Source organism: Streptomyces roseolilacinus (genome assembly GCF_014649335.1).
GTDB classification, from domain to species: Bacteria; Actinomycetota; Actinomycetes; order Streptomycetales; family Streptomycetaceae; genus Streptomyces; species Streptomyces roseolilacinus.
This window is the reverse complement of record NZ_BMSV01000009.1, coordinates 183,857-206,771: the sequence shown is the minus strand read 5'-3', so window position 1 is coordinate 206,771 and position 22,915 is coordinate 183,857. Positions and strand designations below refer to the sequence as shown.

Below are 22,915 nucleotides of genomic sequence, written 5' to 3'. Positions count from 1 at the left end.
GCCGCGGTGCCCGTGGTCCACCCGGCTTCCGCACGTCCCCGCACGTTCCGGCACGTTCCCCACACCCCGCGCGTCCCGAGAGGAAGCACCGTGCGCAAGAAGTGGAGCCTGCTCACCGCACTGGCCCTCGCGGCCGGTCTGCTCACCACCGCACCACCCGCCGCCCACGCCGCGCCCCGCGCCGAGCCGGCCCCGCGCGCCACCGTCGCCGCCGACACCTACACCTGGAAGAACGTCCGCATCGACGGCGGCGGCTTCGTCCCCGGCATCGTCTTCAACCGCTCCGAGAAGGACCTCGCCTACGCCCGCACCGACATCGGCGGCGCCTACCGCTGGCAGCAGTCCACCAAGACGTGGACACCGCTGCTCGACCACGTCGGCTGGGACCGCTGGGGCCACACCGGCGTCGTCAGCATCGCCACCGACACGGTCGACCCGGACCGGGTGTACGCCGCCGTCGGCACGTACACCAACAGCTGGGACCCCGGCAACGGCGCCGTCCTGCGCTCCACCGACCGGGGCGCCACCTGGCGCACCGCCGACCTGCCGTTCAAGCTCGGCGGCAACATGCCCGGGCGCGGCATGGGCGAGCGCCTCGCCGTCGACCCGCACCGCAACAGCGTCCTCTACCTCGGCGCGCCCAGCGGCAACGGCCTGTGGCGTTCCACCGACTCCGGCGCCACCTGGTCGAAGGTCACCGCCTTCCCCAACCCCGGCGACTACGCCCAGGACCCCTCCGACACCAGCGGCTACGCCTCCGACAACCAGGGCGTCGTCTGGGTCACCTTCGACGAGTCCACCGGCACGGCCGGGCAGGCCACCCGCACGATCTACGTCGGCGTCGCCGACAAGGAGAACGCCGTCTACCGCTCCACCGACGCCGGCGCCACCTGGTCCCGGCTGCCGGGCCAGCCCACCGGGCTCCTCGCCCACAAGGGCGTCCTCGACGCGGACAGCGGCCGGCTGTACCTGGCGTACAGCGACACCGGCGGCCCGTACGACGGCGCGGACGGCGCGGTCTGGCGGTACGACACGAAGGCCGGGACCTGGCAGGACATCACCCCGGACGCCGACCCGTACTACGGCTTCAGCGGCCTGAGCGTCGACCGGCAAAAGCCCGGCACGGTCATGGTGACCGGCTACAGCTCCTGGTGGCCCGACACGCAGATCTTCCGCACCACCGACGGCGGGTCGACCTGGACCCGGGCGTGGGAGTTCACCTCCTACCCGAACCGCTCCGACCGCTACACGATGGACGTGTCCTCCTCGCCCTGGCTCAGCTGGGGGGCGAACCCCTCCCCGCCCGAGCAGACCCCCAAGCTCGGCTGGATGACCGAGGCCCTGGAGATCGACCCGTTCGACTCCGACCGGATGATGTACGGCACCGGGGCCACCGTCTACGGCACCGAGGACCTCACCCGGTGGGACACCGGCGGCAAGATCACCATCAGGCCGATGGTCCGGGGCCTGGAGGAGACGGCCGTCAACGACCTGGTCTCCCCGCCGTCCGGCGCCCCGCTCATCAGCGCCCTCGGCGACGTCGGCGGCTTCCGCCACACGGACGTCACCAAGGTCCCGGCGATGATGTTCACCTCGCCCAACTTCACCAGTTCCACCAGCCTCGACTACGCCGAGACGAAACCCGACACCGTCGTGCGCGTCGGCGACCTCGACTCCGGCCCGCGCATCGCGTTCTCCACCGACAACGGCGCCAACTGGTTCGCCGGGCAGGAGCCCCCGGGCGTCTCCGGCGGCGGCACGGTCGCCGCCGCGGCGGACGGCGGCCGCTTCGTGTGGAGCCCCGCCGGCACCGGCGTCCACACGACCTCCGGCTTCGGCGGCGCGTGGACCGCCTCCCGGGGCATCCCGGCGGGCGCCGTCGTGGAGTCCGACCGCGTCGACCCGAGGAAGTTCTACGGCTTCAAGGCCGGGACGTTCTACGTCAGTACGGACGGCGGCGCGACGTTCACCGCCGGGGCCACCAACCTGCCCGCGTCCGGCAACGTCCGCTTCAAGGCCGTCCCCGGCCGGACCGGTGACATCTGGCTCGCCGGCGGCACCGCGGGCGCCTACGGGCTGTGGCGCTCCACCGACTCCGGGGCGACGTTCACGAAGGTCCCGGGGGTGGAGGAGGCCGACACGATCGGCTTCGGCAAGGCCGCGCCCGGCGCCTCGTACGACACCCTCTACACGAGCGCCAGGATCGGCGGAGTGCGCGGCGTCTTCCGCTCCACCGACACGGGCGCGACCTGGACGCGCATCAACGACGACGCCCACCAGTGGGGCTGGACCGGCGCCGCCATCACCGGCGACCCGCGGATCTACGGCCGGGTGTACGTGTCGACCAACGGCCGCGGCATCGTCTACGGCGACACCTCCGACACGGGCGGCCCCACCGACCCGCCGGACCCGACCGACCCGCCGGTCCCCGCGGCGTGCGAGGCCACCTACAAGGTGACCAACCAGTGGCAGGGCGGCTTCCAGGCCGACGTGACCGTCAGGAACACCGGCACCACCGCCTGGAGCGGCTGGCAGGCCGGCTGGTCCTTCCCCGACGGCCAGCGCGTCACCCAGGGGTGGAATGCCACGTACGCCCAGTCCGGCGCCGACGTGACGGTCGCCCCGGCGGGCTGGAACACGAGGGTCGAACCGGGCGGCACGGTCGCCTTCGGGTTCACCGGCTCGTGGTCGGGGACCAACCGGCCCCCGACCGCGGTCAGGATGAACGGCGCGGCCTGCACGACGACCGCGCCCACGGGCACCGCTACGGCGTCGTGACCGCCGGCCGGGGTGCGGTCCGCATCCCGGCCCCGATGTGGAAGCTCGGGTGCGGGGGCTGGTTGTAGCCGGTGTTCTGCCAGGCCAGCCCCGTCCGGTACATGGTGTCGTGCAGCAGGGTCGTGATCCGGGTGTCCGCCACGTGCGGCGTGGAGTAGATCCGCAGCGCCCGGTTGTCCGCCGTGCGCCACACCACCTCCTCGCGCCAGTCGCCGAGGATGTCGCCGGAGAGGGCCGGGGTGGCCTTGGTGCCGTTGTTGGACGCCACGTCCGCCCCGGTCAGCAGCCGCGTGTCGGCGCTCGTCCCGTACTTGTCGACGCGCGTGCCGTCCAGCAGCTCACGGGTCGTGTCGCCGTCCCACCAGGCGAGGAAGTTCACCGCCGAGGGGCGGCGCCCCTTCACCGCGCCCCCCTCGTCGCGGACGTTCCCGCCGGAGGTGGACCACACCTCGGCGCCGTCGTTGCCGGCCCAGACGTCCCCGGCGACACCGCGGCCGTTGTCGCAGCAGGCGGCGAGCTTCCAGCGGATCGCCCCGTTCGCCGGGTTGACGTACACCTCGGCGGGCTGGCTGGTCGACTCCGACACCTTGAAGTACTCCAGGCCGGGCGTGCCCGGGTCGAGGTCGCCCAGGTGCTGGGCGTCGCCGTGCCCGGTGCGCGTCGTCCACAGGCCGCTGCCGTCGTCGTCGACGGCCATGGAGCCGTACACGACCTCGTCCCGCCCGTCGCCGTCGACGTCGCCGACGGACAGGCTGTGCGAGCCCTGCCCGTCGAAGCCCTTCCCGGCGTTGGCGGAGGAGTTCGTGTCGAAGGTCCAGCGCCGGGTGAACCGCCCGTCGCGCCAGTCCCAGGCGGCGATGACGCTGCGCGTGTAGTAGCCGCGCGCCATGATCAGCGAGGGCCGCGTGCCGTCGAGGTACGCGGTGCCCGCGAGGAACCGGTCGACGCGGTTGCCGTAGCCGTCGCCCCACGAGGAGACCGTGCCGCGGGCGGGCACGTAGTCGGTGGTGCCGAGCGCCGCGCCGGTGCGCCCGTCGAACATGGTCAGGTACTCGGGCCCGGCCAGCACGTACCCGCCGGAGTTGCGGTGGTCGGCGGACGCGCTGCCGATGACGCGGCCCGCGCCGTCCCTGGTGCCGTCGGCGGTCTTCATGGCGACCTCGGCGCGCCCGTCGCCGTCGTAGTCGTACACCTGGAACTGCGTGTAGTGGGCGCCGGAGCGGATGTTGCGCCCGAGGTCGATCCGCCACAGCCGGGTCCCGTCGAGGGTGATCCCGTCGACGAACGTGTTGCCGGTGTACCCGCTCTGCGAGTTGTCCTTGGCGTTGGTGGGCTGCCACTTGAGGACGAAGTCGAGGTCGCCGTCGCCGTCGAGGTCGCCGACGGAGGCGTCGTTGGCCTCGTACGTGTACGCCACCCCGTCGGGCGTCGTGCCCCCGGTGGGCGGTGACAGCGGCACGTCCTTGTACCCGGCGCGGAACTGGACGGCGTGCACGGAGTCGCCCTGCTCGACGCCGCCCACGACGGCGCGGACCGTGTAGTCGGCGTGGCTGGGGGCGCCGGAGTGGAAGTAGTTGGTGGAGCCGGTGACGGGCGTGGCGTTGACCTTCGTGCCGCCGCGGTAGACGTTGAAGGCGACGTTGTCGGCGTCGGTCCCCAGCCAGCGCCAGCTGACGAGGTTGCCGGTGCCGGTGTGGACGCTGACCACGCCCCGGTCGAGCCGCTCGACCTGCCGGGCGGCGGCCGCGGTGTCGGCGGCGTCGGCGGGCAGGGCGGTGAGGGTGAGCGCGGCGGCACCGGCGACGGCGGCACCGGCGAGCACCGCGGACGTGAGCGCCCGGCGCGTTCTCCTGTGGTGCACGGGGTTCCTCCTGCGGGGAGAGGACGGGTGGGGTACCCCCCAGTCGCCACCCGCCCGGAAAGGGTTGCCGCGCACGGGCCGGGGAGGGTCAGAGGACGCGGGCGAAGATCCGCGCGCCGTTGTGGAAGGTGACCGTGAGCCCCTTCTGCGCCCCCGGGTCGGGCCGTGTCGACCAGCGCTCGACGTTCGCCACCTCCGGGCACTCGGCGAGGGCGAGGGCCGCGGCCAGCCACGCTTCGGGCTCGTCGCCGGCCTGCGGCGCGGGCCCGGCGGGGACGGGCGTGCCGTGCACCGGTTCGTCCGTGAAGCCCTCGTGCTTGACGCCGTCGGGAAGCTGCCCGGTGAACTGCCACCGCGTCTCACGGCTACTGCCCTGGAGCGTGAGGGCGATCCCGTACGGGTGCGTGGAGTCACCCGCCTCGTCGAGGGACCGCACGCGGCCGGTGGTGGGCTGGTTCTTGACGACGTCGACGACGAAATCGGTGAAGCGGGCGGGGCGCATGCGTGAGCATCTCCTTTCGGCGGGCCCGGTCGGCCCGGGGACGGCGGTCAGGGGTCACAGAGCGGTGTGATCCCCGTGGGCGGGCACGTGGAGGGTGCGGAAGGGGCCGGGGCGCCCGCACCCGTCCGTCGGTCCGGGACCGGTCGGTCAGCAGTCGACCAGGGTCGAGACCGAGTGCGGTCGCGACGGTGTCGAGGGCGTCGTCGCTGGGAAGCCGCGTACCCTGTTCGATCCTTCGCACCATGCTGAGCGATACGTACGCGATGGCGGCCGGCTCTGATCGGGACGTGCGGCGCGCGCGTCGAGCCGCGGCGATACGGCGTCCGACCTCCCGCATCGGGTCCGTGGACATGCCCGCACGGTATCTCTCACGCCGTCCACCCGGTGGGTGAACGGTGCGGGGCCGGGCTGCGGTTACCTCGATGCGGTGACGATGGGCAGAAGGTCGTGCAGCGAACCGATCGAGTGGTCGGCCGTGGCCGCCGGAGCGCCGCCTGGCCGGGGAGGAGGGGGAGGGCCCGACGAGGCCCGGTGGGGGCGGACACGACGAAGGGCCGACCTGCTTTCACAGGTCGACCCTTCGTCTGTCAGGGTGAGTGACGGGACTCGAACCCGCGGCATCCTGGACCACAACCAGGTGCTCTACCAGCTGAGCTACACCCACCGCGTCCGGTCTTTTTCCTGACCGGCCGAGAAAAAGTGTACAGGGTCCGGAGGGGTGCTCGCGCACACGTTTCCGTGGGGCCGTTCCAGGGCCGGTCCGGAGCCGTGCGGGCCGCCTATCTCGGGGGCTCCGCGGGCAGGACGTGGCGGGCCGCGATGGTCTTCGCCGTGTCCGAGTCGGGGCCGGGCTGCGGGACGAAGACCGCCTCGCGGTAGTACCGCAGCTCGGCGATGGACTCGCGGATGTCGGAGAGCGCCCGGTGGTTGCCGCTCTTCTCCGGACTGTTGAAGTACGCCCTCGGGTACCAGCGGCGGGCCAGCTCCTTGACGGAGGAGACGTCGACGATCCGGTAGTGGAGGTACTTCTCCAGCGTGGGCATGTCACGAGCGAGGAAGCCGCGGTCCGTGCCGACGGAGTTGCCGCACAGCGGGGCCCTGCCGGGCTCCTTGACGTGCTCGCGGATGTACGCCATGACCTGCGCCTCCGCGTCCGCGAGGGTGGTGCCGCCCGCGAGCTCGTCGAGGAGTCCGGAAGCGGTGTGCATCTCGCGCACCACGTCCGGCATCGTCTCCAGCGCCGCGTCCGGGGGGCGGACGACGATGTCCACACCCTGGCCGAGCACGTTCAGTTCCGAGTCGGTGACCAGCGCGGCCACCTCGATGAGTGCGTCGTCCGTCAGCGAGAGCCCGGTCATCTCGCAGTCGATCCACACCATGCGATCGTTCATGCGTCCACCTTAAAGGGGCCGCCGGTGAGGGGGTGCTCTCGCGTTCCCCTCGCCGGCGGCCCCTCGGGGACGTGCCGTGCCCCGCGGCTACGGTGCGCTGCGCTGGCCGGGCAGCGAGGCCCGGCCGGACGTCAGCGCGTCCATGTGCTGCTTGCCCGGTTCGCCGCCCATGCCGGCCGCGGCGCCCGCGGTGGGACGGCGCAGGCCGGGGCCGTGCCCGCCCGGTCCGCCCACGCCCTGCGGCGGTACGACGTCGGCGACCGCCGTCGCGCCGTCGCCCTGCGGGCGGCGCGCCCGGTAGGCGGCCCGGTACGCGGCCGGGGACGAGCCCAGCTGGCGCCGGAAGTGGCCGCGCAGCGCCACGGGCGAACGGAAGCCGCAGCGTCCGGCGACCTCGTCGACCGAGTAGTCGGAGGTCTCCAGCAGCCGCTGCGCCTGGAGCACCCGCTGGGTGATCAGCCACTGCAGCGGCGCGCTGCCGGTGAGCGAGCGGAACCTCCGGTCGAAGGTCCGCCGGCTCATGTACGCCCGGGCGGCGAGCGTCTCCACGTCGAACTGCTCGTGGAGGTGCTCCAGCGCCCACGCCACCACCTCGGCCAGCGGGTCGGCGCCGATCTCCTCGGGGAGGGACCGGTCCAGGTACCGCTCCTGGCCGCCGCTGCGGCGCGGTGGCACGACGAGCCGCCGGGCGAGCGCGCCGGCCGCCTCCGTGCCGTGGTCGGTCCGCACGATGTGCAGACAGAGGTCGATGCCGGCCGCCGTTCCCGCGGACGTCAGGACGTCGCCGTCGTCGACGAACAGCTCCCGCGGGTCCACGTGGACCGACGGGTAGCGCTTGGCGAGCGTCGGCGCGTACATCCAGTGCGTGGTGGCGGGCCGTCCGTCCAGTAAGCCGGCGGCCGCCAGTACGAAGGCACCGGTGCACAGGCCGACGATCCGGGCGCCCTCCTCGTGTGCGCGGCGCAGCGCGTCGAGCGCCTCGGCGGGTGGCGGCGAGGTGATCGACCGCCAGGCCGGTACGACGACGGTGCCCGCTCTGCTGATCGCCTCCAGGCCGTACGGTGCGGAGAGTTCGAGTCCCCCGGTCGTGCGCAATGGCCCGTCCTCGCCCGCGCAGACCAGCAGCCTGTAGCGCGGAACTCCGGCGTCCTGGCGGTCAACCCCGAACACCGAAAGTGGGATGGAACTCTCGAAGATGGGGCCGCCGCTGAACAGCATGACGGCGACGACCTCGCGACGGCGGCGTCCGGACAGTTTGCGTCCGGCCTCCGGTGCGGCGGAGTCCTGGCTCATGACGCTAAGCCCCCCTCGGTGTTCGCGTCTCCTAGGTCCTGTCGCTCCTGCACGTTTCCCCTCGGTTTTGCACGAGACCCCGTTCTCCGATAGTCATGATCGAATCTACTGCGTCCCGCGGCGCCGGAACGACAAGTTCCGCATCCGGCACTATGTCGACAAGGCAACTTGGCGCGAAGCATTCGATCACGAAGCGTTTCACCCTCGGGGCCCCGCAGGGAAGTGCGTCTCGCACTCATGGCCCATCCGCGTAGGGTGCGCGAAAGCCCTGCGGCCCTTATCTCCCAGGTGACAAGGGGGTTCGCAGGCCATTCCGGCATGGATCGCCGGGTTCCCTCAAGTTGGCCGAAAACATACGGGTCCGTGTGTGCGAAACCATCGGTCGCACGATGTCCGCGCCGTCCCGGACCGCCCCGCGCGAGGGCCGGCAGGGCGCCGGTACGCCACTGGCGGGTACTCGCCACCTCCGTAGGGGGCCCGCCTACCCCCGACCCGGCACGGCACGCCTCACGGAGCGGGACCGCTTCGGACGGGGCGTGGGCGGAGGGCCGGGGCCGCGCCGGAAAGGGGAGGGCTGGGGGAGGGGTGAAGAGGGCTTGTGGTGACGTGAGAACGCCGGCCGTCGGATCCGGGCGGTGTCCCGGCCGCGCCCCGGCTCCTCCGGGTGGGTGGGGCGCCCCGCCCGCCGTTCCTGCGCGGGGTCCCGGCCGCCGGTCCTGTGAGGGGCCCGGGGGTGGGGTCTCGCGCAGGGGGCCCGGGTGGTGGTTCGCGGGGCCGGAGCGCCGACGTGCCGCCCGGCCTGGTCCGACGCCTGCCCGGGCGGCCGCCCGGACGGGCCGGGGGCGTCCCGGGTCCGTGGGGCGCCCCGAGGGGCCGGTGGTGCCCGGCCGGGTCGGGAGGGGGTGGTGCGGAACCCCGCGGCGCCGCCGGGGCGGTCACTGTGGGAGCATCCCGGGTGACCCTCCGAGACCGCTGTAGGGGCCAACCGGCGTTGCGTCGGGGAGCGGGCTCGTGCATGCTCCCTGGAACGCCGCGAGCGCGGCGGCGGATCCTGGGCACGAGAGGAGTGGCGCCGTACCCTTGGGGGTATGGGGTTGGGAAGAAGATTCCCGGACACGGCTCCGCTGCCACCCGTCCCTTGAACCCTTCCCACAAGGACCTTCTTCGCCGAGACACCCATGGCCGGTCACGAATTCCCTGAACCAGCCGACCGCAGACGGGTCGCCGATTCGACGGTGGACCCCCTGGCGGCGGCAGACACGCGTCATGCATGTGACCCCGCGTTCCAGCACGGCGTCGTCGTCGGCTTCGACGGCTCGACCTCCAGCGAGCGGGCGCTCGCGTACGCGATCGGCATGGCGCGCCGGTCCGGGTCCGGCCTGATCATCGTCCACGTCGCCAACCGGCTCCCCACCACCGTGTGGGCCGGCTGCGAGCCGCCGGTCTTCGTCGACGTGCCCGACCACCGCACCGAGGTCCTGGGGCTGGAGCTGGCCTGCGCCGACCACCTGTCCGAGGTGCCGTGGATCCTCGTCGAGCGCGGCGGCGACATCTGCCACGAGCTGGAGGAGGTCGGCCACGAGTACTCCGCCGACGCCATCGTCGTCGGCTCCACCCACGGCCTCGTCGGGCGCATCTTCGGCTCCGTCGCCGGCCGGCTCGCGCGCCGGGCGCAGCGGCCCGTCATCGTCATCCCGTAGCGCGTCCCACGGGCCCGCCCCCTCGCGGCGCGCGCCTCCGGGGACGCCTCGTAGCGCACCCCAGATAGTTCACGAATAAATCAAGCCACCGCTTCGGGGCGATCACGCGTGCGTGAAGGGCCGCCGGGAAGGTCGCCCGGGGGCGTGGAGTGGTGCCCCCGCGCCCCGGGCGCACCGCGGCCCCGAGTGCCCCACGCCCCCGAGTGCCCCACGCCCCGGGCGCCCCACGCCCGGCGCCTTCACGAGGGTCCGCGGGGCCCGTACGAGGGCCCGCGCCGAGGTCCGCGCGGGGCCCGTCCGGGGCGGGACCGCGGCCTCGCCTCCCCCCTGCCCCTAGGGTCCCGTCTGCCCCCACGGTCTTACGCTGACGAACCGTCATACGCCTTTGGTCGTAACGGAGATCAATCGGCAGGCGTATCGGTCGTGGACCAGAGGGCGACGCCCCGGGGCCCGGCGTCCACCTAGCGTCCTGCTCATGAAGTCGCCACGCACCCTGCGCACGGCCGCCGCCGCGGCCCTCGTCATCGCCCTCACCGCCGCCGCCCCGGCGGTCGCCCAGACCCAGAGCCAGACCCAGAGCCAGGCCCAGGCCACCGTCTCCGCCGCCGCCGTCTCCTCCGCCCCGGCCGCCCGGCAGTCCGCCGAAGGGGTGCTGCTGCCCCGGCCCACCGGCGCCTCCCCGGTCGGGCGGGAGACCCTCCACCTCGTCGACCGTTCGCGCGCCGACCTGTGGGTGCCCGAGCAGCGCCGCGAGCTGATGGTCGACCTGTACTACCCCGCCCGGTCCGGCGCGGGCACCCCCGCCCCGTACGCCGACCCGCGCGAGGCGCGGCTGCTGCTGGAGGCCGTCGGCGTGCGCGACCCCGCCGCCGTCGCCAAGCTGGCCGCCACCCGCACCCACGGCGTCGCCGGCGCCCGCCCGGAACGCGGCCGCCACCCGCTGGTCGTGCTGTCGCCCGGCTTCGGCGGGCCCCGGTACACGCTGACCACCCTCGCCGAGGACCTCGCCAGCCGCGGCTACGTCGTCGCCGTCGTCGACCACGCCCACGAGGCGGCCGGCACGGTCTTCCCCGGCGGCCGCGTGCTGACCTGCGTGGCCTGCGAGAAGGCCGAGACGCTGGAGGACATGCGGAAGGCCACCGTGAACCGCGGCCAGGACATCGCCTTCGTCCTGGACCGGCTGACCGGGCCGCGCCCCGCCTGGCGGCACGCCTCGATCATCGACCGGAAGCGGATCGGCGCTGCCGGCCACTCCCTGGGCGGCGCGGCCGCGGCCTCCGCCATGGCGCAGGACCCCCGCGTGCGCGCGGGGATCAACATGGACGGCACGTTCGGCGACCCGGTGCCGGCCGGCGGGCTCGACGGGCGCCCGTTCATGATGCTCGGCACCCACAGCAGCGTGCACCTGCCCGACGGGGAGGGGGACCCCACGTGGGGCGAGGCCTGGCGGAACCTCGACGGCTGGAAGCGCTGGCTGAGCGTGGCGGGGACCGACCACCTGACCTTCTCGGACGTGCCGGTCCTCTTCGACCAGCTCGGCATCCCCTACGACGCGCCGACCCAGCCGACCATCCGCGCCGAGCGCGCCGTGGAACTGGTCCGCGCGTACACCGCGGCGTTCTTCGACCTCCACCTGCGGGGCCTGCCCCAGCCGCTCCTCGACGGGCCCACGGCCGACAACCCGGAGGTGCACTTCAACCGGCCCGAGGAGTGATCCGGCGGCCGGGGGCGCGGTCCGCGCCGTTCCGGTCATGCCGAAAGCCCTGACGGGAGCGGTACGCCCCGGTCGACCCGCAGGTCGGCCGGGGCGCCGGGGCGGCCGAAAGGCGGCGGGCCGCGGGGGAGGGCACTTGTCCGGGGCGGATGCCGCTGACAGTCTTCCTGCGCGTCCCGCGGCGGCCGGGGAACGGGTCAGACCTCCGGTCGGTCCCCCACCCGTTGGCTCTGCCCGATGGACCGTCGACCAGGAGTGCCCCCGATGTCGCGAACGACCCTGCGCACGCTGCTCGCCGCCGCGGCCACCGCCGCCCTCGCCGTCGCCACGGCGACCACCCCGGCCGCCGCCGCGCCCGCCCCCGACACGGCGCCCGCCGTGCCCGCCGCGGAGGCGGGCGGCACGGCGGCCGCCTCGGGGTTCTGGGCCTGCACCGTCCCGTCCGGCTACACGTACACCAGCGCCCGCAACTCGTACGCCTGCTCCAACGGCAGCTACACGGCCAAGGAGTACTACGTCCAGCCGCCCGCCGAGGGCCTGTGGGCCTGCACCCCCGTGTCGGGGTACACCCACATCGCGGTGCAGAACAGCCACACGTGCTCCGCCGCGAGCTACCCCCAGACCGCGTTCCTGATCTACAAGCCCGTGACCGGCATGTGGGCCTGCTCCGTGCCGTCCGGGTTCACCTACACGGCCGTCCGGCAGGGGCACGAGTGCTCCACCGGGAGCTACACCGCCACCACCTTCCAGCTGCGGGCCCTGTAGACACCGGTACCCGGGGGCCGGCCGCGACGGCCGGCCCCCGGGCACCCGGGACGCGTGCGCCTACTCGACCGTGACGGACTTGGCGAGGTTGCGCGGCTTGTCGATGTCGCGGCCCATGGCGAGGGCCGTGTGGTACGCGAACAGCTGGAGCGGGATGCCCATGAGGATCGGGTCCAGCTCGTCCTCGTTCTTCGGCACGACGATGGTGTGGTCGGCCTTCTCCTGCTCCTGGTGCGCGACGGCGAGGATGCGGCCGCTGCGGGCCTTGATCTCCTCCAGCGCGGCGCGGTTCTTCTCCAGCAGGTCGTCGTCCGGGACGATCGCGACGGTCGGCAGCGCCGGCTCGATCAGCGCCAGCGGACCGTGCTTCAGCTCGGACGCCGGGTACGCCTCGGCGTGGATGTACGAGATCTCCTTGAGCTTCAGGGAGGCCTCCAGCGCCACCGGGTAGCCGCGCACCCGGCCGATGAACATCATGGACTGGGCGCCCGCGTACTCGGCGGCCAGTTCCTTGATCTCGTCCTCCAGCTTGAGGATCTCGCTGATCTGCTCCGGCAGCCGGCGCAGGCCCTCGATGATCCGCTTGCCGTCCGTGACGGACAGGTCGCGGATGCGGCCGAGGTGCAGGGCGAGCAGCGCGAAGGCGACCACGGTGTTGGTGAAGCACTTGGTGGAGACCACGCAGACCTCCGGCCCGGCGTGGACGTACACGCCGCCGTCGGCCTCGCGGGCGATGGCCGAGCCGACGACGTTGACGACGCCGAGGACGCGGGCGCCCTTGCGCTTCAGCTCCTGGACGGCGGCCAGCACGTCGTAGGTCTCGCCGGACTGGGAGACCGCGATGTAGAGGGTGTCGGGGTCCACGACCGGGTTGCGGTAGCGGAACTCCGAGGCCGGCTCGGCGTCGGCGGGGATGCGGGCCATGGACTCGATGAGCCCGGCGCCGATGAGGCCGGCGTGGTACGAGGTGCCGCAGCCGAGGATCTTGATCCGGCGGATGGTGCGGGCCTCGCGCGGGTCCAGGTTCAGGCCGCCCAGGTGCACGGTGGAGAAGCGGTCGTCGATCCGGCCGCGCAGCACGCGGTCGACCGCGTCGGGCTGCTCGGAGATCTCCTTGTGCATGAAGGTGTCGTGGCCGCCCATGTCGTAGGAGGCGGCCTCCCACTCGACGGTCTCCGGGGTGGCGGTGGTGGTGGCGCCGGAGGTGGTGTACGTGCGGAAGTCGTCGGCCTTGAGGGTGGCCATCTCGCCGTCGTCGAGGGTGACGACCTGGCGGGTGTGGGCGATCAGGGCGGCGACGTCGGAGGCGACGAGCATCTCCTTCTCGCCGATGCCGAGGATGACCGGGGAGCCGTTGCGGGCGACGACGATGCGGTCGTTGAAGTCGGCGTGCATCACGGCGATGCCGTAGGTGCCCTCGATGACCTTGAGCGCCTCGCGGACCTTCTCCTCCAGGGTCTCGGCCTGGGAACGGGCGATGAGGTGGGTGATGACCTCGGTGTCCGTCTCGGAGGCGAAGACGACGCCGTCGGCCTCCAGCTTGGCGCGGAGCTCGGCGGCGTTGTCCACGATGCCGTTGTGGACGACGGCGACCTTGTTCTCGGGGTCCAGGTGCGGGTGCGAGTTGACGTCGCTGGGGGCGCCGTGGGTGGCCCAGCGGGTGTGGGCGATGCCGGTGGTGCCGGTGAAGCGCTTGGGGATCCGCGCCTCCAGGTCGCGGACGCGGCCCTTGGCCTTGACCATCTTCAGGCCCGAGGACTTCGGGCTGGTGATCACGACGCCCGCGGAGTCGTAGCCGCGGTACTCCAGCCGCTGCAGGCCCTCCAGCAGCAGCGGGGCGACGTCACGCTTGCCGATGTAACCGACGATTCCGCACATAGAGTTGGTACCCCTCCTGGTTTCACGAGTGTGTGCCCGGGCGCTTCCCGGCCACCGGCCCGGCCGGTTCAGCCGTAGACGATGCGGCGCAGCTGCCGGAGCGAGAGCTCCGGGGGCGCCACGGCGCGGTGCGGCAGTTCCGCCGCGATCCGCTCGAAGATCTCCGAGTTCACCGCGCCGGCCGCCTGGAGTTCCCGGTGGCGGCGGCGGACGAACTCCTCCGTCGTCTCGTCGAAGTACGCCAGCACGTCGAGCACCACCCGGGCGGCCTCACCGCGCTGGAGCGCGGTGCTGCGCACCAGGTGGTCGATGAGGTCGTCATGCGACGGGCGGCGATCGAGCACCCGTAGATACTGAGGGGTGGAGGGCCGTCTTCGCAAGAAATCTGCCCGCTATCGGGCAGGAGCCCTCATGATCGAAAGCTGAAACGGGGTTGGTCTAGACCGGACGGGCCGGAAACGGCGAAACCGGGGCCCGGAGGAGGACCGTACTCCTCCGGGCCCCGGCCGGTCCGGGGCGCCCCTACGGGCGGTGCTCGGCGAGCGGGTTGCGGAGCGTCCCCACCAGCTGGAGCGCCGCCGACGGGTCCGCCAGGTCCACCATCTGCCGGTTGTTGCGCAGCTGGAGCCGGTTCAGGCAGGACAGCGTGAACTCCTCCGCGAAGATGTCGTACTGCGCGAACCTGTCCGCCAGCTCCGGCCGGGACTCCTGGTACGCCGTGACGCACTCGGCGACCGTCCGCCAGAACGTCTCCTCGTCGAGGACCCCGTCGGCGTCCAGCGTGGCGCCCAGGAAGCGGAAGAAGCAGTCGAAGACGTCGGTGAAGACCGACAGCAGCTTCTGGTCCTCGGGCACCTCGACCCGGATGCGCTCCACGGCCGGCGGCAGCACCGCGTCCGGGTCCATGACGACGATCTCCTCGGCGATGTCCTTGAAGATCGCCCGCTGGACCACGCCGTCCTCGATGACGAGGATCACGTTCTCGCCGTGCGGCATCCACGCCAGGTCGTACGCGTAGAAGGTGTGCAGGATCGGCAGCAGGTACGCGTCCAGGTAGCGGCGCAGCCACCGGTCCGGGGCGAGGCCCGACTCCGCGATCAGCGCGCCGGCGAACGACGCGCCCTCGTGGTCGACGTGCAGCAGCGACGCCATGGTGGCCAGCCGCTGCCCCGGCTCCAGGGACGGCACCGGGCTCTCCCGCCACAGCGCGGCGAGCATCTTGCGGTAGGGCGAGTACCGGTCGGTGGCCGCCTCGTACTCCAGGTGCCGGTAGCCGACCGCCGCGCGCTCCCGGATGATCGAGAAGCGGGCCGCGCGCAGCACGTCGTCGCGGTCGATCAGGTTCGCCAGCCAGTCGTTGATGGCGGGCGTGGCCTGCATGTACGCGGCGGACAGGCCCCGCATGAAGCCCATGTTCAGCACGGACAGGGCCGTCTTGACGTAGTGCTTGGCCGGGTCCGAGGTGTTGAAGAACGTACGGATCGACTGCTGCGCCAGGTAGGCGTCGTCGCCCTCGCCGAGGTACACCAGCCGCTGCTGGGCGATCTCCGCGGCGAAGGTGACGGTCAGCTTGTTCCACCACTGCCAGGGGTGGACCGGCACGAGGAGGTAGTCGGCCGGGTCCAGGCCCCGCTCGGCGAGCGTGCGGGCGAAGCCGTCGACGGCGGCGTCGCCCAGCTCGGCGCGGACGAACGCGTCGTACTCGATGCCCGCGCCGGCCGTGAAGGCGGTGCGGTCCCGGTGCGCGGCCAGCCAGACGAGCCGCAGCGGGCTCGCCGCCTCCGGGGCGTACGCGTGGTACTCGTCCCCGCCGAAGCCGAGCCGGCCGTTGTTGGCGACGAAGCACGGGTGGCCCTCGGTCATGCCCGTCTCGACGGCCTGGAAGTCGCTCCTCGCCAGCTCGGCGGCGGTCACCCGCGGTTTGGCGGACTTGTACGCCGTGCCGGAGAGGGTCGAGGAGATCTCCTCCAGGTACACGGGGAGGATCTCGTCGCTCAGGCCCAGCGCGCCGCGCAGCTCGATGACGAACTCCAGCGCGTCGACCGGCAGCTCCCGGCCGTCGCGGTGGCGGCTGACGGAGTCGGCGTACACCTGCCAGTGGTCCAGGGCGAACCGGCCGGCGGTGAAGCGGTACTCGGTGGCGCCGTCGTCGCTGAGGACGCGGTAGCGGCCCTCGCCCAGCGGCTGCGGGTCGAGCAGCCGCTCGTGGGAGAACTCGGCGAGCGCCTTGCGGACCAGGAGGCGGTTGGCGTGCGCCCAGCGCTCGGGGGTGAGGTGGGCGACGGCGCCGGCCGTGCGGGGGGTGGGGGTGCTCATCGGGCGGCTCCCGTGGCCGCCTCGAACGCCTCGCGGGTGCACACGCTCAGCAGTGCCTCTTTCTCGGGCTTGACGATCTTGTCCACGGGTACGAAGCCGACCGCCTCGTTGAGGGCGTGGACGGCGGTGTTGCGGACGTCCGGCTCGACCACGACGCGGGCGGTCGCCGGGTCGCGGAACAGCTCGGCCATCACGGCGGTGATCACGGCGCGGGTGAAGCCGTGGACCGGGGTGTCGGTCGGGGCGACCAGGAAGTGCATGCCGACGTCGCCGGGGAGCGGGTCGTACAGGCCGACCAGCTCGACCCGCGCGGGGTCGTAGCGCTCCATCAGGAACGCCGGCTCCCCGTCGCGGAGCCCGATGAACGCGTCGTGGTGCGGGTGCGCGGCGATCGCCGCGTAGTCCCGCTCCACGTCCTCCTGCCGGTGGTCGCCCATCAGCCAGTAGGACGCCTTGGGGTGGGTGACCCAGCGGTGCACCAGCTCGGCGTCGGCCGACGGGTCGAGCGGGCGGAAGGTGAAGGTGCCTATGCCGGGTGCCGTGTGCGCGGCGGTGGTGCTCATACGGTGAACTCCTGGAACGCGATGGACTTCTCGACGGGGTAGTACTCGGTCCCCAGCAGCTCACGGATGATGTAGGAGTTGCGGTACGCCCCCATGCCCAGGTCGGGCGAGGTGATCGAGTGGGCGTGGACCCCGGCGTTCTGCAGGAAGACGCCGCGGCCCGTCACGTCGACGGAGTAGTTGCGGGCGATGTCGAACCGGCCGCGCCCGTCCCACTTGAGCCGGTCGTGCACGGGCTCCAGGAACGCGGGGACGCGGTACTTGTAGCCGGTGGCCAGGACGAGGCCCTCGGTGCGGACCTCGTAGTCCTTGCCCTGCTCCTCCTGGCGCAGGCCCAGCGTGTACGTGCCGGTCGCCTCGTCGTACGACGCGGTGTTCAGCGAGGAGTTGGTGAGCAGGCGGGTGGGGACCGGGCCGTCCAGGTTCTTCTGGTACAGCAGGTCGAAGATGGCGTCGATGAGGTCGCCGTTGATGCCCTTGAACAGGCCCTTCTGCTCGGTCTCCAGCCGGTAGCGGGTCTCCTCGGGCAGGCCGTGGAAGTAGTCGATGTACTCCGGGGACGTCATCTCCAGCGTGAGCTTGGTGTACTCCAGCGGGAAGAAGCGCGGGGAGCGGGTCACCCAGTTCAGCTGGTAGCCGTGGACGTCGATCTCGGAGAGCAGGTCGTAGTAGATCTCCGCCGCGCTCTGGCCGCTTCCGACGAGGGTGATCGACTTCTTCGCCTTGAGGGCCTCGCGCCCCTGCATGTAGCGGGAGTTGTGGAGGAAGTCGCCGCCCAGGTCCTGGCAGGCGTCGGGGACGTACGGCGGGGTGCCGGTGCCCAGGACGAGGTGGCGGGCGTGGAGCGTGTCGCCGGCGTCGGTGTGGACCGCGTACAGCTCGGAGGCGGCGTCGTACTCGACGCGGGTGACGGTCGTGCCGAAGCGGACGTTGCCCAGCTTCCCGGCGGCCCAGCGGCAGTAGTCGTTGTACTCGGCGCGCAGCGGGTAGAAGTTCTCGCGGATGTAGAACGAGTACAGCCGGCCCTTCTCCTTCAGGTAGTTGAGGAAGGAGTACGGCGAGGTGGGGTCGGCGAGCGTGACCAGGTCCGACATGAACGGCGTCTGGAGGTGGGCGCCCTCGAGGAACATCCCCGAGTGCCACTCGAAGTTCGGCTTCGACTCCAGGAACAGGCCGTCGAGCTCCGCGATGGGCTCGGTCAGGCAGGCGAGTCCCAGGTTGAACGGACCCAGTCCGATACCGATCAGGTCAAGAGGCGTGGACAAGGTTCTCTCCCAGGTACTGCTCGGCGTGGCCGGCTATCAGATCGAGGACGGCGGCGATGTCGCGCACGGTCGTCTCGGGGTTGAGCAAGGTGAACTTCAGGTACTGGCGGCCGTCGACCTTCGTGCCGGCGACGACGGCCTCGCCCGACGCGAAGAGCGCCTTGCGGGCGTGCAGGTTGGCGCGGTCGATCTCCTCGGGGGAGGTGACGGCGCCCGGGACGTAGCGGAAGACCAGCGTGGACAGCGACGGCCGGACCACCACGTCGTACCGCGGGTCGGCGGCGAGCAGGTCGAAGCCCTCCGAGGCCAGGTCGCACACCTCGTCGAACAGCTGGCCGACGCCGTCGGCGCCCATGACGCGCAGCGTCAGCCACAGCTTGAGCGCGTCGAAGCGGCGGGTCGTCTGGAGCGACTTGTCGACCTGGTTCGGGATGCGCTCCTCGATCGTGCGGCGCGGGTTGAGGTAGTCCGCGTGGTACGTGGCGTGGCGCAGCGTCGCGGCGTCGCGGACCAGCACGGCGGAGGAGCTGACGGGCTGGAAGAACGACTTGTGGTAGTCGACGGTGACGGAGTCGGCGCGCTCGATGCCCTCCAGGAGGGAGCGGCGGGTGGGGGAGGCGAGCAGCCCGCAGCCGTAGGCGGCGTCGACGTGCATCCACGCGCCGTACTCGGCGGCCAGCGCGGCGATCTCGGGCAGCGGGTCGATGGAGCCGAAGTCGGTGGTGCCGGCGGTGGCGACGACGGCCATCGGCACGAGGCCCTCGGCGGCGCAGCGGGCCAGCTCGGCGGCGAGGACGACGCTCTGCATGCGCTTGTCGCGGTCGCACGGGATCGACACGACGGCGGACCGGCCCATGCCGAGGAGCTGCGCGGACTTCTGGACGCTGAAGTGGCTGCACTCGGAGGTGAAGATGCGCAGTTTCGTCAGGTCGTCCGTCTTGGCCTCCTCGCGGGCCAGGAGCAGCGCCTGGAGGTTGGACTGGGTGCCGCCGCTGGTGAACACGCCGTCCGCGGACGGGCCGAGGCCGATGCGCTCGGTGGTCCAGTCGATGAGGCGGCGCTCGATCAGCGTGCCGCCGGCGCTCTGGTCCCAGGTGTCCAGGGAGGAGTTGACCGCCGAGAGGACCGCCTCGCCGAGCACGGCCGGGATGACGACCGGGCAGTTCAGGTGGCCCAGGTAGCGGGGGTGGTGGAAGTAGACGGCGTCACGGAGGTACAGCTCCTCCAGCTCGTCCAGGGCGGCGGTGGTGTCGCCGAGGGGCTGGTCGAGGTCGACGGCGGAGACGAGCGGTGCCAGGTCGTCGGGGGTGACGCCGGTGAACGGGCGCCGCGTGGTGGCGAGCTTGCGCGCCACCCGCTCGACTCCTTCGGTGACGGAACGCCGGTACTGCTCCGCCGTTGCGTCGTTGAGCAGGTGCGAGCGCATGCGACATCCTCCCGGATGCGGGGACTTGGGCGTCCCTCTCAGGACAGGGTGAGGGGCGAGGGACGTTGCGTGAGTAAGGTTAGCCTAACCTAAATTGATCTCGCAACGCCGCTCGCCCCCGCGGGTACGGCGTGAACTGCGGCGATGGGCGCGGCAGTCCGGGCACTACACGTCGGCGGCGGTCTCGGGATCGGTCTCCGGGACCTCGCGCAGGGCGTCCTCGCTCAGGCCCCTGCGCCAGTACCCGACGAACGTGACACGACGGCGGTCGAACCGGCGCTCGTTCACGAAGTGCCGGCGCAGCGCCTTCACCGCACCGGACTCGCCCGCGAGCCACACGTACGGCGCCGAACCGGTCACCTCGGCCGCGCGGACCGCCTCGACGGCCGGGGGAGCGCCCTCGTCCCGCACCAGCCAGGTCACCGTCGCGTCCGCCGCGGTGCGCGGCTCGATCCGGTCGCCGGCGTGCGGGACCTCCAGCCACACCCGGGCCCTCGTCCCGGCCGGCAGCCACTCCAGGATCGCCGAGGCGGCGGGCAGCGCCGTCTCGTCGGCCCACATCAGCACCTCGTCGGCGTCCGCGGGCGGCTGGAAGCGGACACCGGTGTTGTCCTCCACGGCCGGGCCCAGGACGGCCACGCGGTCGCCCTGCGCCGCCCGCAGCGCCCAGCGGCAGGCGGGGCCGCCGTCCTCGTGGACGGCGAAGTCGATGTCGACCTCCGTCGTGCCGTCGTCGGCCCGGCGCTGCTCGCGCACGGTGTACGAGCGCATGACGGCCCGTACGTCGTCGGGCATGGCCCGCCACGCGCCCAGCGCGCCGTACAGGTCGCCGTCGACGACGGGCGGCAGGACCGGCTCCGGCTGGCCCGGGTGCGGCAGGAACAGCGACAGGCTCTGGTCCCGGCCCCCGGACGCGAAGCCCGACAGGTCCTCGTCACCGGCTCCGGTGAAGGTCACGCGGACCAGGGACGGTCCGAGCCGCCGCGTCCGTGCGACCTGCAGGGGGAAGAAGTTGAACGGCGGTGCGGCGGTCTCGGCGGTCGTCATGGGGTCAGGCCACCTTCTTCGCGTTCTCGAGCGCCTTGGCGAGGTCCTCCAGCAGCGGGGCGCACTTCTCGTAGGAGTAGACGGGCTCCGTGACGCGCGGGATGACCTGGCCGGCCTTGACGGCGGGCAGCTGCGCCCAGGTGGGCTTGGAGGCCAGGTCCTTGGGCTGGATGGCCGAGCTGCGGTTGTCCATCATGATGATGTCGGCCTGGTACTTGTCGACGTTCTCCCAGCTCAGGCCCTCGAACCAGCCGCCCTGGTCGAGCTTCGTGGGCACGACGACGTTCACGCCGAGCTCCTTGAAGTACAGGGTGTCGGTGGGGCGGGCCGGGGTGGAGACGTAGAACAGGTCGGCGCTGGCCGAGCCGATGAGGACCTTGATCTCCGGCTTGGCCTTGGCGGCGGCGCGCAGCCGGGCCGCGGCCTTCTCGAAGCGGGCCTTGCTGTCGGCGACCTCCTTCGACTTCACGTCGCCGCCCAGGCTCTCGGCCAGCTCCACGTGGCGCTGGATCACCTTCGGCATCGACTGGTCGGCGGCCCACAGGGCGACGCTCGGGGCCAGCTTGAGGATCTTGTCCTTGGACTCGTCCGGCACGTACCAGAGCGCGTCCTTCTCCCACATGTCCGTGATGAGGAGCTCGGGCTGGAGCTTGACGTACTCCTCGATGTTGAACTCGCCCCAGACGTTGCCGATGATCTTGACCTTGTCGACGTCGAGGTCGCCGGCCTGGACGTCGGGCTTGCCGTCGGCGGTCTTCGTGGGGCCGAAGACGCCCTTCACCTCGACGCCGAAGTCGTGCAGCGCGGCCGCCATGCCGGTGAAGGCGACGATGTTCCTCGGGGTGGTCTTGGCCTCCGCCACGGTGCCGCGGTCGTCGGTGAACTTCCACGGCCCCGCCTTCGCCGCGGCACCCTTGTCACCGGACGGCTCGGCGGCCTTCTCCTTGCCGCACGCGGCGAGCGCGGCGCCCAGGCCCAGGGCGCCTCCCGCGGCGAGGAGTCCACGTCGGGTCAGGTGGGTGGCTCGGGCGTTGCTGGGCATGGCGGAGTCGCTTTCGTACGGCCGAGTTCCGGCCACTGGGCACGTTCGAAGGTAGGTTAGCCTAACCTCAGATCATGTCCAGGGGGCAGATCGGTCATACGGCTGTCGATCACGTCACGTCCGTACGGACCGCCCCGCCCGCGCGAGGACCCCGGTCCGGAAGGCGCGGCGGGAACCGCGCCCCGGCCGGGGTCCGGCGGGTGGCCGACCGTCAGGCGGTGAAGCCCAGCTCGCGGGCGATGAGCATGCGCTGCACCTCGCTGGTGCCCTCGCCGATCTCCAGGATCTTGGAGTCCCGCCACATCCGCGCCACCGGGTACTCGTTCATGAAGCCGTACCCGCCGTGGATCTGCGTCGCCTCCCGCGCGTTGTCGACGGCGACGGTCGACGAGTACAGCTTCGCCAGCGCCGCCTCCTTCTTGAACGGCTCGCCCAGCACCAGCCGGGACGCCGCGTCCCGCCAGCCGATCCGGGCCATGTGCGCCCGCATCTCCATGTCGGCCAGCTTGAACTGGATGGCCTGGTTGTCGCCGATGGGCCGGCCGAAGGCGCGGCGCTCCTTCGCGTACTTCACCGACTCGTCCACGCAGCCCTGCGCCAGGCCCGTCGCGAGCGCCGCGATGGCGATGCGGCCCTCGTCCAGGATGCGCAGGAACTGCGCGTACCCGCGGCCCTCCTCGCCCAGCAGGTTGGACACCGGCACGCGGACGTCGGAGAACGACAGCTCGCGGGTGTCCGAGGCGTTCCAGCCGACCTTCGAGTACGGCGCGGCGACCGTGAAGCCCGGCGTCCCCGACGGGACGATGATGGACGAGATCTCCGGGCGCCCGTCCGGCTTGCGGCCCGTCACGGCGGTCACCGTCACCAGGCCCGTGACGTCCGTGCCGGAGTTGGTGATGAAGCACTTGGTGCCGTTGATCACCCACTCGTCGCCGTCCCGCACGGCCGTCGTGCGCGTCCCGCCCGCGTCGGAGCCGCAGTCGGGCTCGGTCAGGCCGAAGGCGCCCAGCATCTCGCCGGAGCACAGCTTCGGCAGCCACTGCCGCTTCTGCTCCTCCGTGCCGAACCGGTGGATCGGCATCGCGCCCAGCGAGACGCCCGCCTCCAGCGTGATGGCCACCGACGAGTCGACGCGGGCCAGCTCCTCCAGGGCGATGCCCAGCGCCAGGTAGTCGCCGCCCATGCCCCCGTACTCCTCGGGGAAGGGCAGGCCGAACAGGCCCATGCGGCCCATCTCCCGCACGATCTCGTACGGGAACTCGTGGCGCTCGTAGAAGTCGCCGATCTTCGGCGCCACCACGTCGTGGGCGAACTCCTCGACGGTGCGGCGCAGTTCCTCGTGCTCGGCGGAGAGCCGGTGGTCCAGGGGCATGG

At 72.3% G+C, this 22,915-nt stretch carries 18 protein-coding genes and 1 tRNA gene; 4 read left to right on the top strand and 15 right to left on the bottom strand.

The features are described from left to right. Positions 1-90 precede the first annotated feature (90 nt). On the top strand, positions 91-2,778 hold the full coding sequence (locus IE106_RS22300; RefSeq protein ID WP_189536874.1) for a cellulose binding domain-containing protein: 2,688 nt from the start codon (positions 91-93) through the stop codon (positions 2,776-2,778). On the opposite strand, the gene IE106_RS22295 is transcribed toward IE106_RS22300, so the two are convergent. The 6 genes from IE106_RS22295 to IE106_RS22270 form a co-directional block, all read right to left on the bottom strand. Next, positions 2,765-4,639 (bottom strand): rhamnogalacturonan lyase, encoded by a 1,875-nt coding sequence (locus IE106_RS22295; RefSeq protein WP_189536872.1) that lies wholly within the window; start codon positions 4,637-4,639, stop codon positions 2,765-2,767. The genes IE106_RS22300 and IE106_RS22295 overlap by 14 nt on opposite strands. Before the next feature lie 88 nt (positions 4,640-4,727). After that, positions 4,728-5,141 carry a hypothetical protein gene (locus tag IE106_RS22290; protein ID WP_189536870.1) on the bottom strand — a complete coding sequence of 138 codons (414 nt, stop codon included), beginning with the start codon at positions 5,139-5,141 and terminating at the stop codon, positions 4,728-4,730. After that, a complete protein-coding gene (locus IE106_RS31020; protein WP_373295972.1) occupies positions 5,050-5,478 on the bottom strand; it encodes a helix-turn-helix domain-containing protein in 429 nt (142 codons plus the stop codon). Before IE106_RS31020 ends, IE106_RS22290 begins: the two co-directional genes overlap by 92 nt. A 254-nt stretch (positions 5,479-5,732) precedes the next feature. Further along, positions 5,733-5,805: transfer RNA gene (locus tag IE106_RS22280), tRNA-His, on the bottom strand. Between the two features lie 115 nt (positions 5,806-5,920). Further along, complete coding sequence (gene orn, locus IE106_RS22275) at positions 5,921-6,532, bottom strand: oligoribonuclease (protein ID WP_189536866.1); 612 nt, start codon at positions 6,530-6,532, stop codon at positions 5,921-5,923. Positions 6,533-6,619: 87 nt separating this feature from the next. Continuing rightward, entirely contained in the window at positions 6,620-7,825 is a 1,206-nt protein-coding gene (locus IE106_RS22270; RefSeq protein ID WP_189536863.1) for a helix-turn-helix domain-containing protein, read from the bottom strand. A 1,178-nt stretch (positions 7,826-9,003) separates the two neighbouring features. On the opposite strand from IE106_RS22270, the gene IE106_RS22265 reads away from it, so the two are divergent. The 3 genes from IE106_RS22265 (at position 9,004) to IE106_RS22255 (ending at position 12,004) form a co-directional block, all read left to right on the top strand. Continuing rightward, a complete protein-coding gene (locus IE106_RS22265) occupies positions 9,004-9,525 on the top strand; it encodes a universal stress protein (RefSeq protein ID WP_189536861.1) in 522 nt (173 codons plus the stop codon). Between the two features lie 475 nt (positions 9,526-10,000). Beyond that, complete coding sequence (locus IE106_RS22260; RefSeq protein ID WP_189536859.1) at positions 10,001-11,239, top strand: alpha/beta hydrolase family protein; 1,239 nt, start codon at positions 10,001-10,003, stop codon at positions 11,237-11,239. A 264-nt stretch (positions 11,240-11,503) separates the two neighbouring features. Continuing rightward, positions 11,504-12,004 carry a hypothetical protein gene (locus IE106_RS22255; protein WP_189536857.1) on the top strand — a complete coding sequence of 167 codons (501 nt, stop codon included), beginning with the start codon at positions 11,504-11,506 and terminating at the stop codon, positions 12,002-12,004. A 60-nt stretch (positions 12,005-12,064) separates the two neighbouring features. Here the strand turns inward: IE106_RS22255 and glmS are convergent, their stop codons facing one another. From glmS to IE106_RS22210, 9 genes are all read right to left on the bottom strand, one after another. After that, on the bottom strand, positions 12,065-13,882 hold the full coding sequence (gene glmS, locus IE106_RS22250; protein ID WP_189536854.1) for a glutamine--fructose-6-phosphate transaminase (isomerizing): 1,818 nt from the start codon (positions 13,880-13,882) through the stop codon (positions 12,065-12,067). Positions 13,883-13,950: 68 nt separating this feature from the next. Continuing rightward, on the bottom strand, positions 13,951-14,226 hold the full coding sequence (locus IE106_RS22245) for a hypothetical protein (RefSeq protein ID WP_010472110.1): 276 nt from the start codon (positions 14,224-14,226) through the stop codon (positions 13,951-13,953). Positions 14,227-14,404: 178 nt separating this feature from the next. Further along, complete coding sequence (locus IE106_RS22240) at positions 14,405-16,198, bottom strand: IucA/IucC family protein (RefSeq protein WP_189536853.1); 1,794 nt, start codon at positions 16,196-16,198, stop codon at positions 14,405-14,407. Continuing rightward, the gene (locus IE106_RS22235; protein WP_189536851.1) at positions 16,195-16,761 is read right to left on the bottom strand and encodes a GNAT family N-acetyltransferase; all 567 of its coding nucleotides are present in this window, start codon (positions 16,759-16,761) and stop codon (positions 16,195-16,197) included. The genes IE106_RS22240 and IE106_RS22235 overlap by 4 nt, the downstream gene beginning before the upstream one ends. Next, entirely contained in the window at positions 16,758-18,026 is a 1,269-nt protein-coding gene (locus tag IE106_RS22230; protein ID WP_189536849.1) for a lysine N(6)-hydroxylase/L-ornithine N(5)-oxygenase family protein, read from the bottom strand. Before IE106_RS22230 ends, IE106_RS22235 begins: the two co-directional genes overlap by 4 nt. Next, the gene (locus tag IE106_RS22225) at positions 18,010-19,452 is read right to left on the bottom strand and encodes a pyridoxal phosphate-dependent decarboxylase family protein (protein WP_189536847.1); all 1,443 of its coding nucleotides are present in this window, start codon (positions 19,450-19,452) and stop codon (positions 18,010-18,012) included. The genes IE106_RS22230 and IE106_RS22225 overlap by 17 nt, the downstream gene beginning before the upstream one ends. A gap of 165 nt (positions 19,453-19,617) precedes the next feature. Beyond that, the gene (locus IE106_RS22220; protein ID WP_189536844.1) at positions 19,618-20,499 is read right to left on the bottom strand and encodes a siderophore-interacting protein; all 882 of its coding nucleotides are present in this window, start codon (positions 20,497-20,499) and stop codon (positions 19,618-19,620) included. 4 nt (positions 20,500-20,503) lie between these two features. Further along, entirely contained in the window at positions 20,504-21,541 is a 1,038-nt protein-coding gene (locus IE106_RS22215) for an ABC transporter substrate-binding protein (protein ID WP_189536842.1), read from the bottom strand. Positions 21,542-21,752: 211 nt separating this feature from the next. After that, the gene (locus IE106_RS22210; protein ID WP_189536840.1) at positions 21,753-22,913 is read right to left on the bottom strand and encodes an acyl-CoA dehydrogenase family protein; all 1,161 of its coding nucleotides are present in this window, start codon (positions 22,911-22,913) and stop codon (positions 21,753-21,755) included. Positions 22,914-22,915 lie beyond the last annotated feature (2 nt).

Bases quoted from the DNA above. Each gene is read 5' to 3' on its own strand.
- IE106_RS22220 (WP_189536844.1), bottom strand. From the start codon at position 20,499: ATGACGACCGCCGAGACCGCCGCACCGCCGTTCAACTTCTTCCCCCTG.
- IE106_RS22290 (WP_189536870.1), bottom strand. From the start codon at position 5,141: ATGCGCCCCGCCCGCTTCACCGATTTCGTCGTCGACGTCGTCAAGAAC.
- IE106_RS22235 (WP_189536851.1), bottom strand. From the start codon at position 16,761: ATGAGCACCACCGCCGCGCACACGGCACCCGGCATAGGCACCTTCACC.
- orn (WP_189536866.1), bottom strand. From the start codon at position 6,532: ATGAACGATCGCATGGTGTGGATCGACTGCGAGATGACCGGGCTCTCG.
- IE106_RS22240 (WP_189536853.1), bottom strand. From the start codon at position 16,198: ATGAGCACCCCCACCCCCCGCACGGCCGGCGCCGTCGCCCACCTCACC.
- IE106_RS22225 (WP_189536847.1), bottom strand. From the start codon at position 19,452: ATGCGCTCGCACCTGCTCAACGACGCAACGGCGGAGCAGTACCGGCGT.
- glmS (WP_189536854.1), bottom strand. From the start codon at position 13,882: ATGTGCGGAATCGTCGGTTACATCGGCAAGCGTGACGTCGCCCCGCTG.
- IE106_RS22210 (WP_189536840.1), bottom strand. From the start codon at position 22,913: ATGCCCCTGGACCACCGGCTCTCCGCCGAGCACGAGGAACTGCGCCGC.
- IE106_RS31020 (WP_373295972.1), bottom strand. From the start codon at position 5,478: ATGCGGGAGGTCGGACGCCGTATCGCCGCGGCTCGACGCGCGCGCCGC.
- IE106_RS22255 (WP_189536857.1), top strand. From the start codon at position 11,504: ATGTCGCGAACGACCCTGCGCACGCTGCTCGCCGCCGCGGCCACCGCC.
- IE106_RS22270 (WP_189536863.1), bottom strand. From the start codon at position 7,825: ATGAGCCAGGACTCCGCCGCACCGGAGGCCGGACGCAAACTGTCCGGA.
- IE106_RS22260 (WP_189536859.1), top strand. From the start codon at position 10,001: ATGAAGTCGCCACGCACCCTGCGCACGGCCGCCGCCGCGGCCCTCGTC.
- IE106_RS22215 (WP_189536842.1), bottom strand. From the start codon at position 21,541: ATGCCCAGCAACGCCCGAGCCACCCACCTGACCCGACGTGGACTCCTC.
- IE106_RS22265 (WP_189536861.1), top strand. From the start codon at position 9,004: ATGGCCGGTCACGAATTCCCTGAACCAGCCGACCGCAGACGGGTCGCC.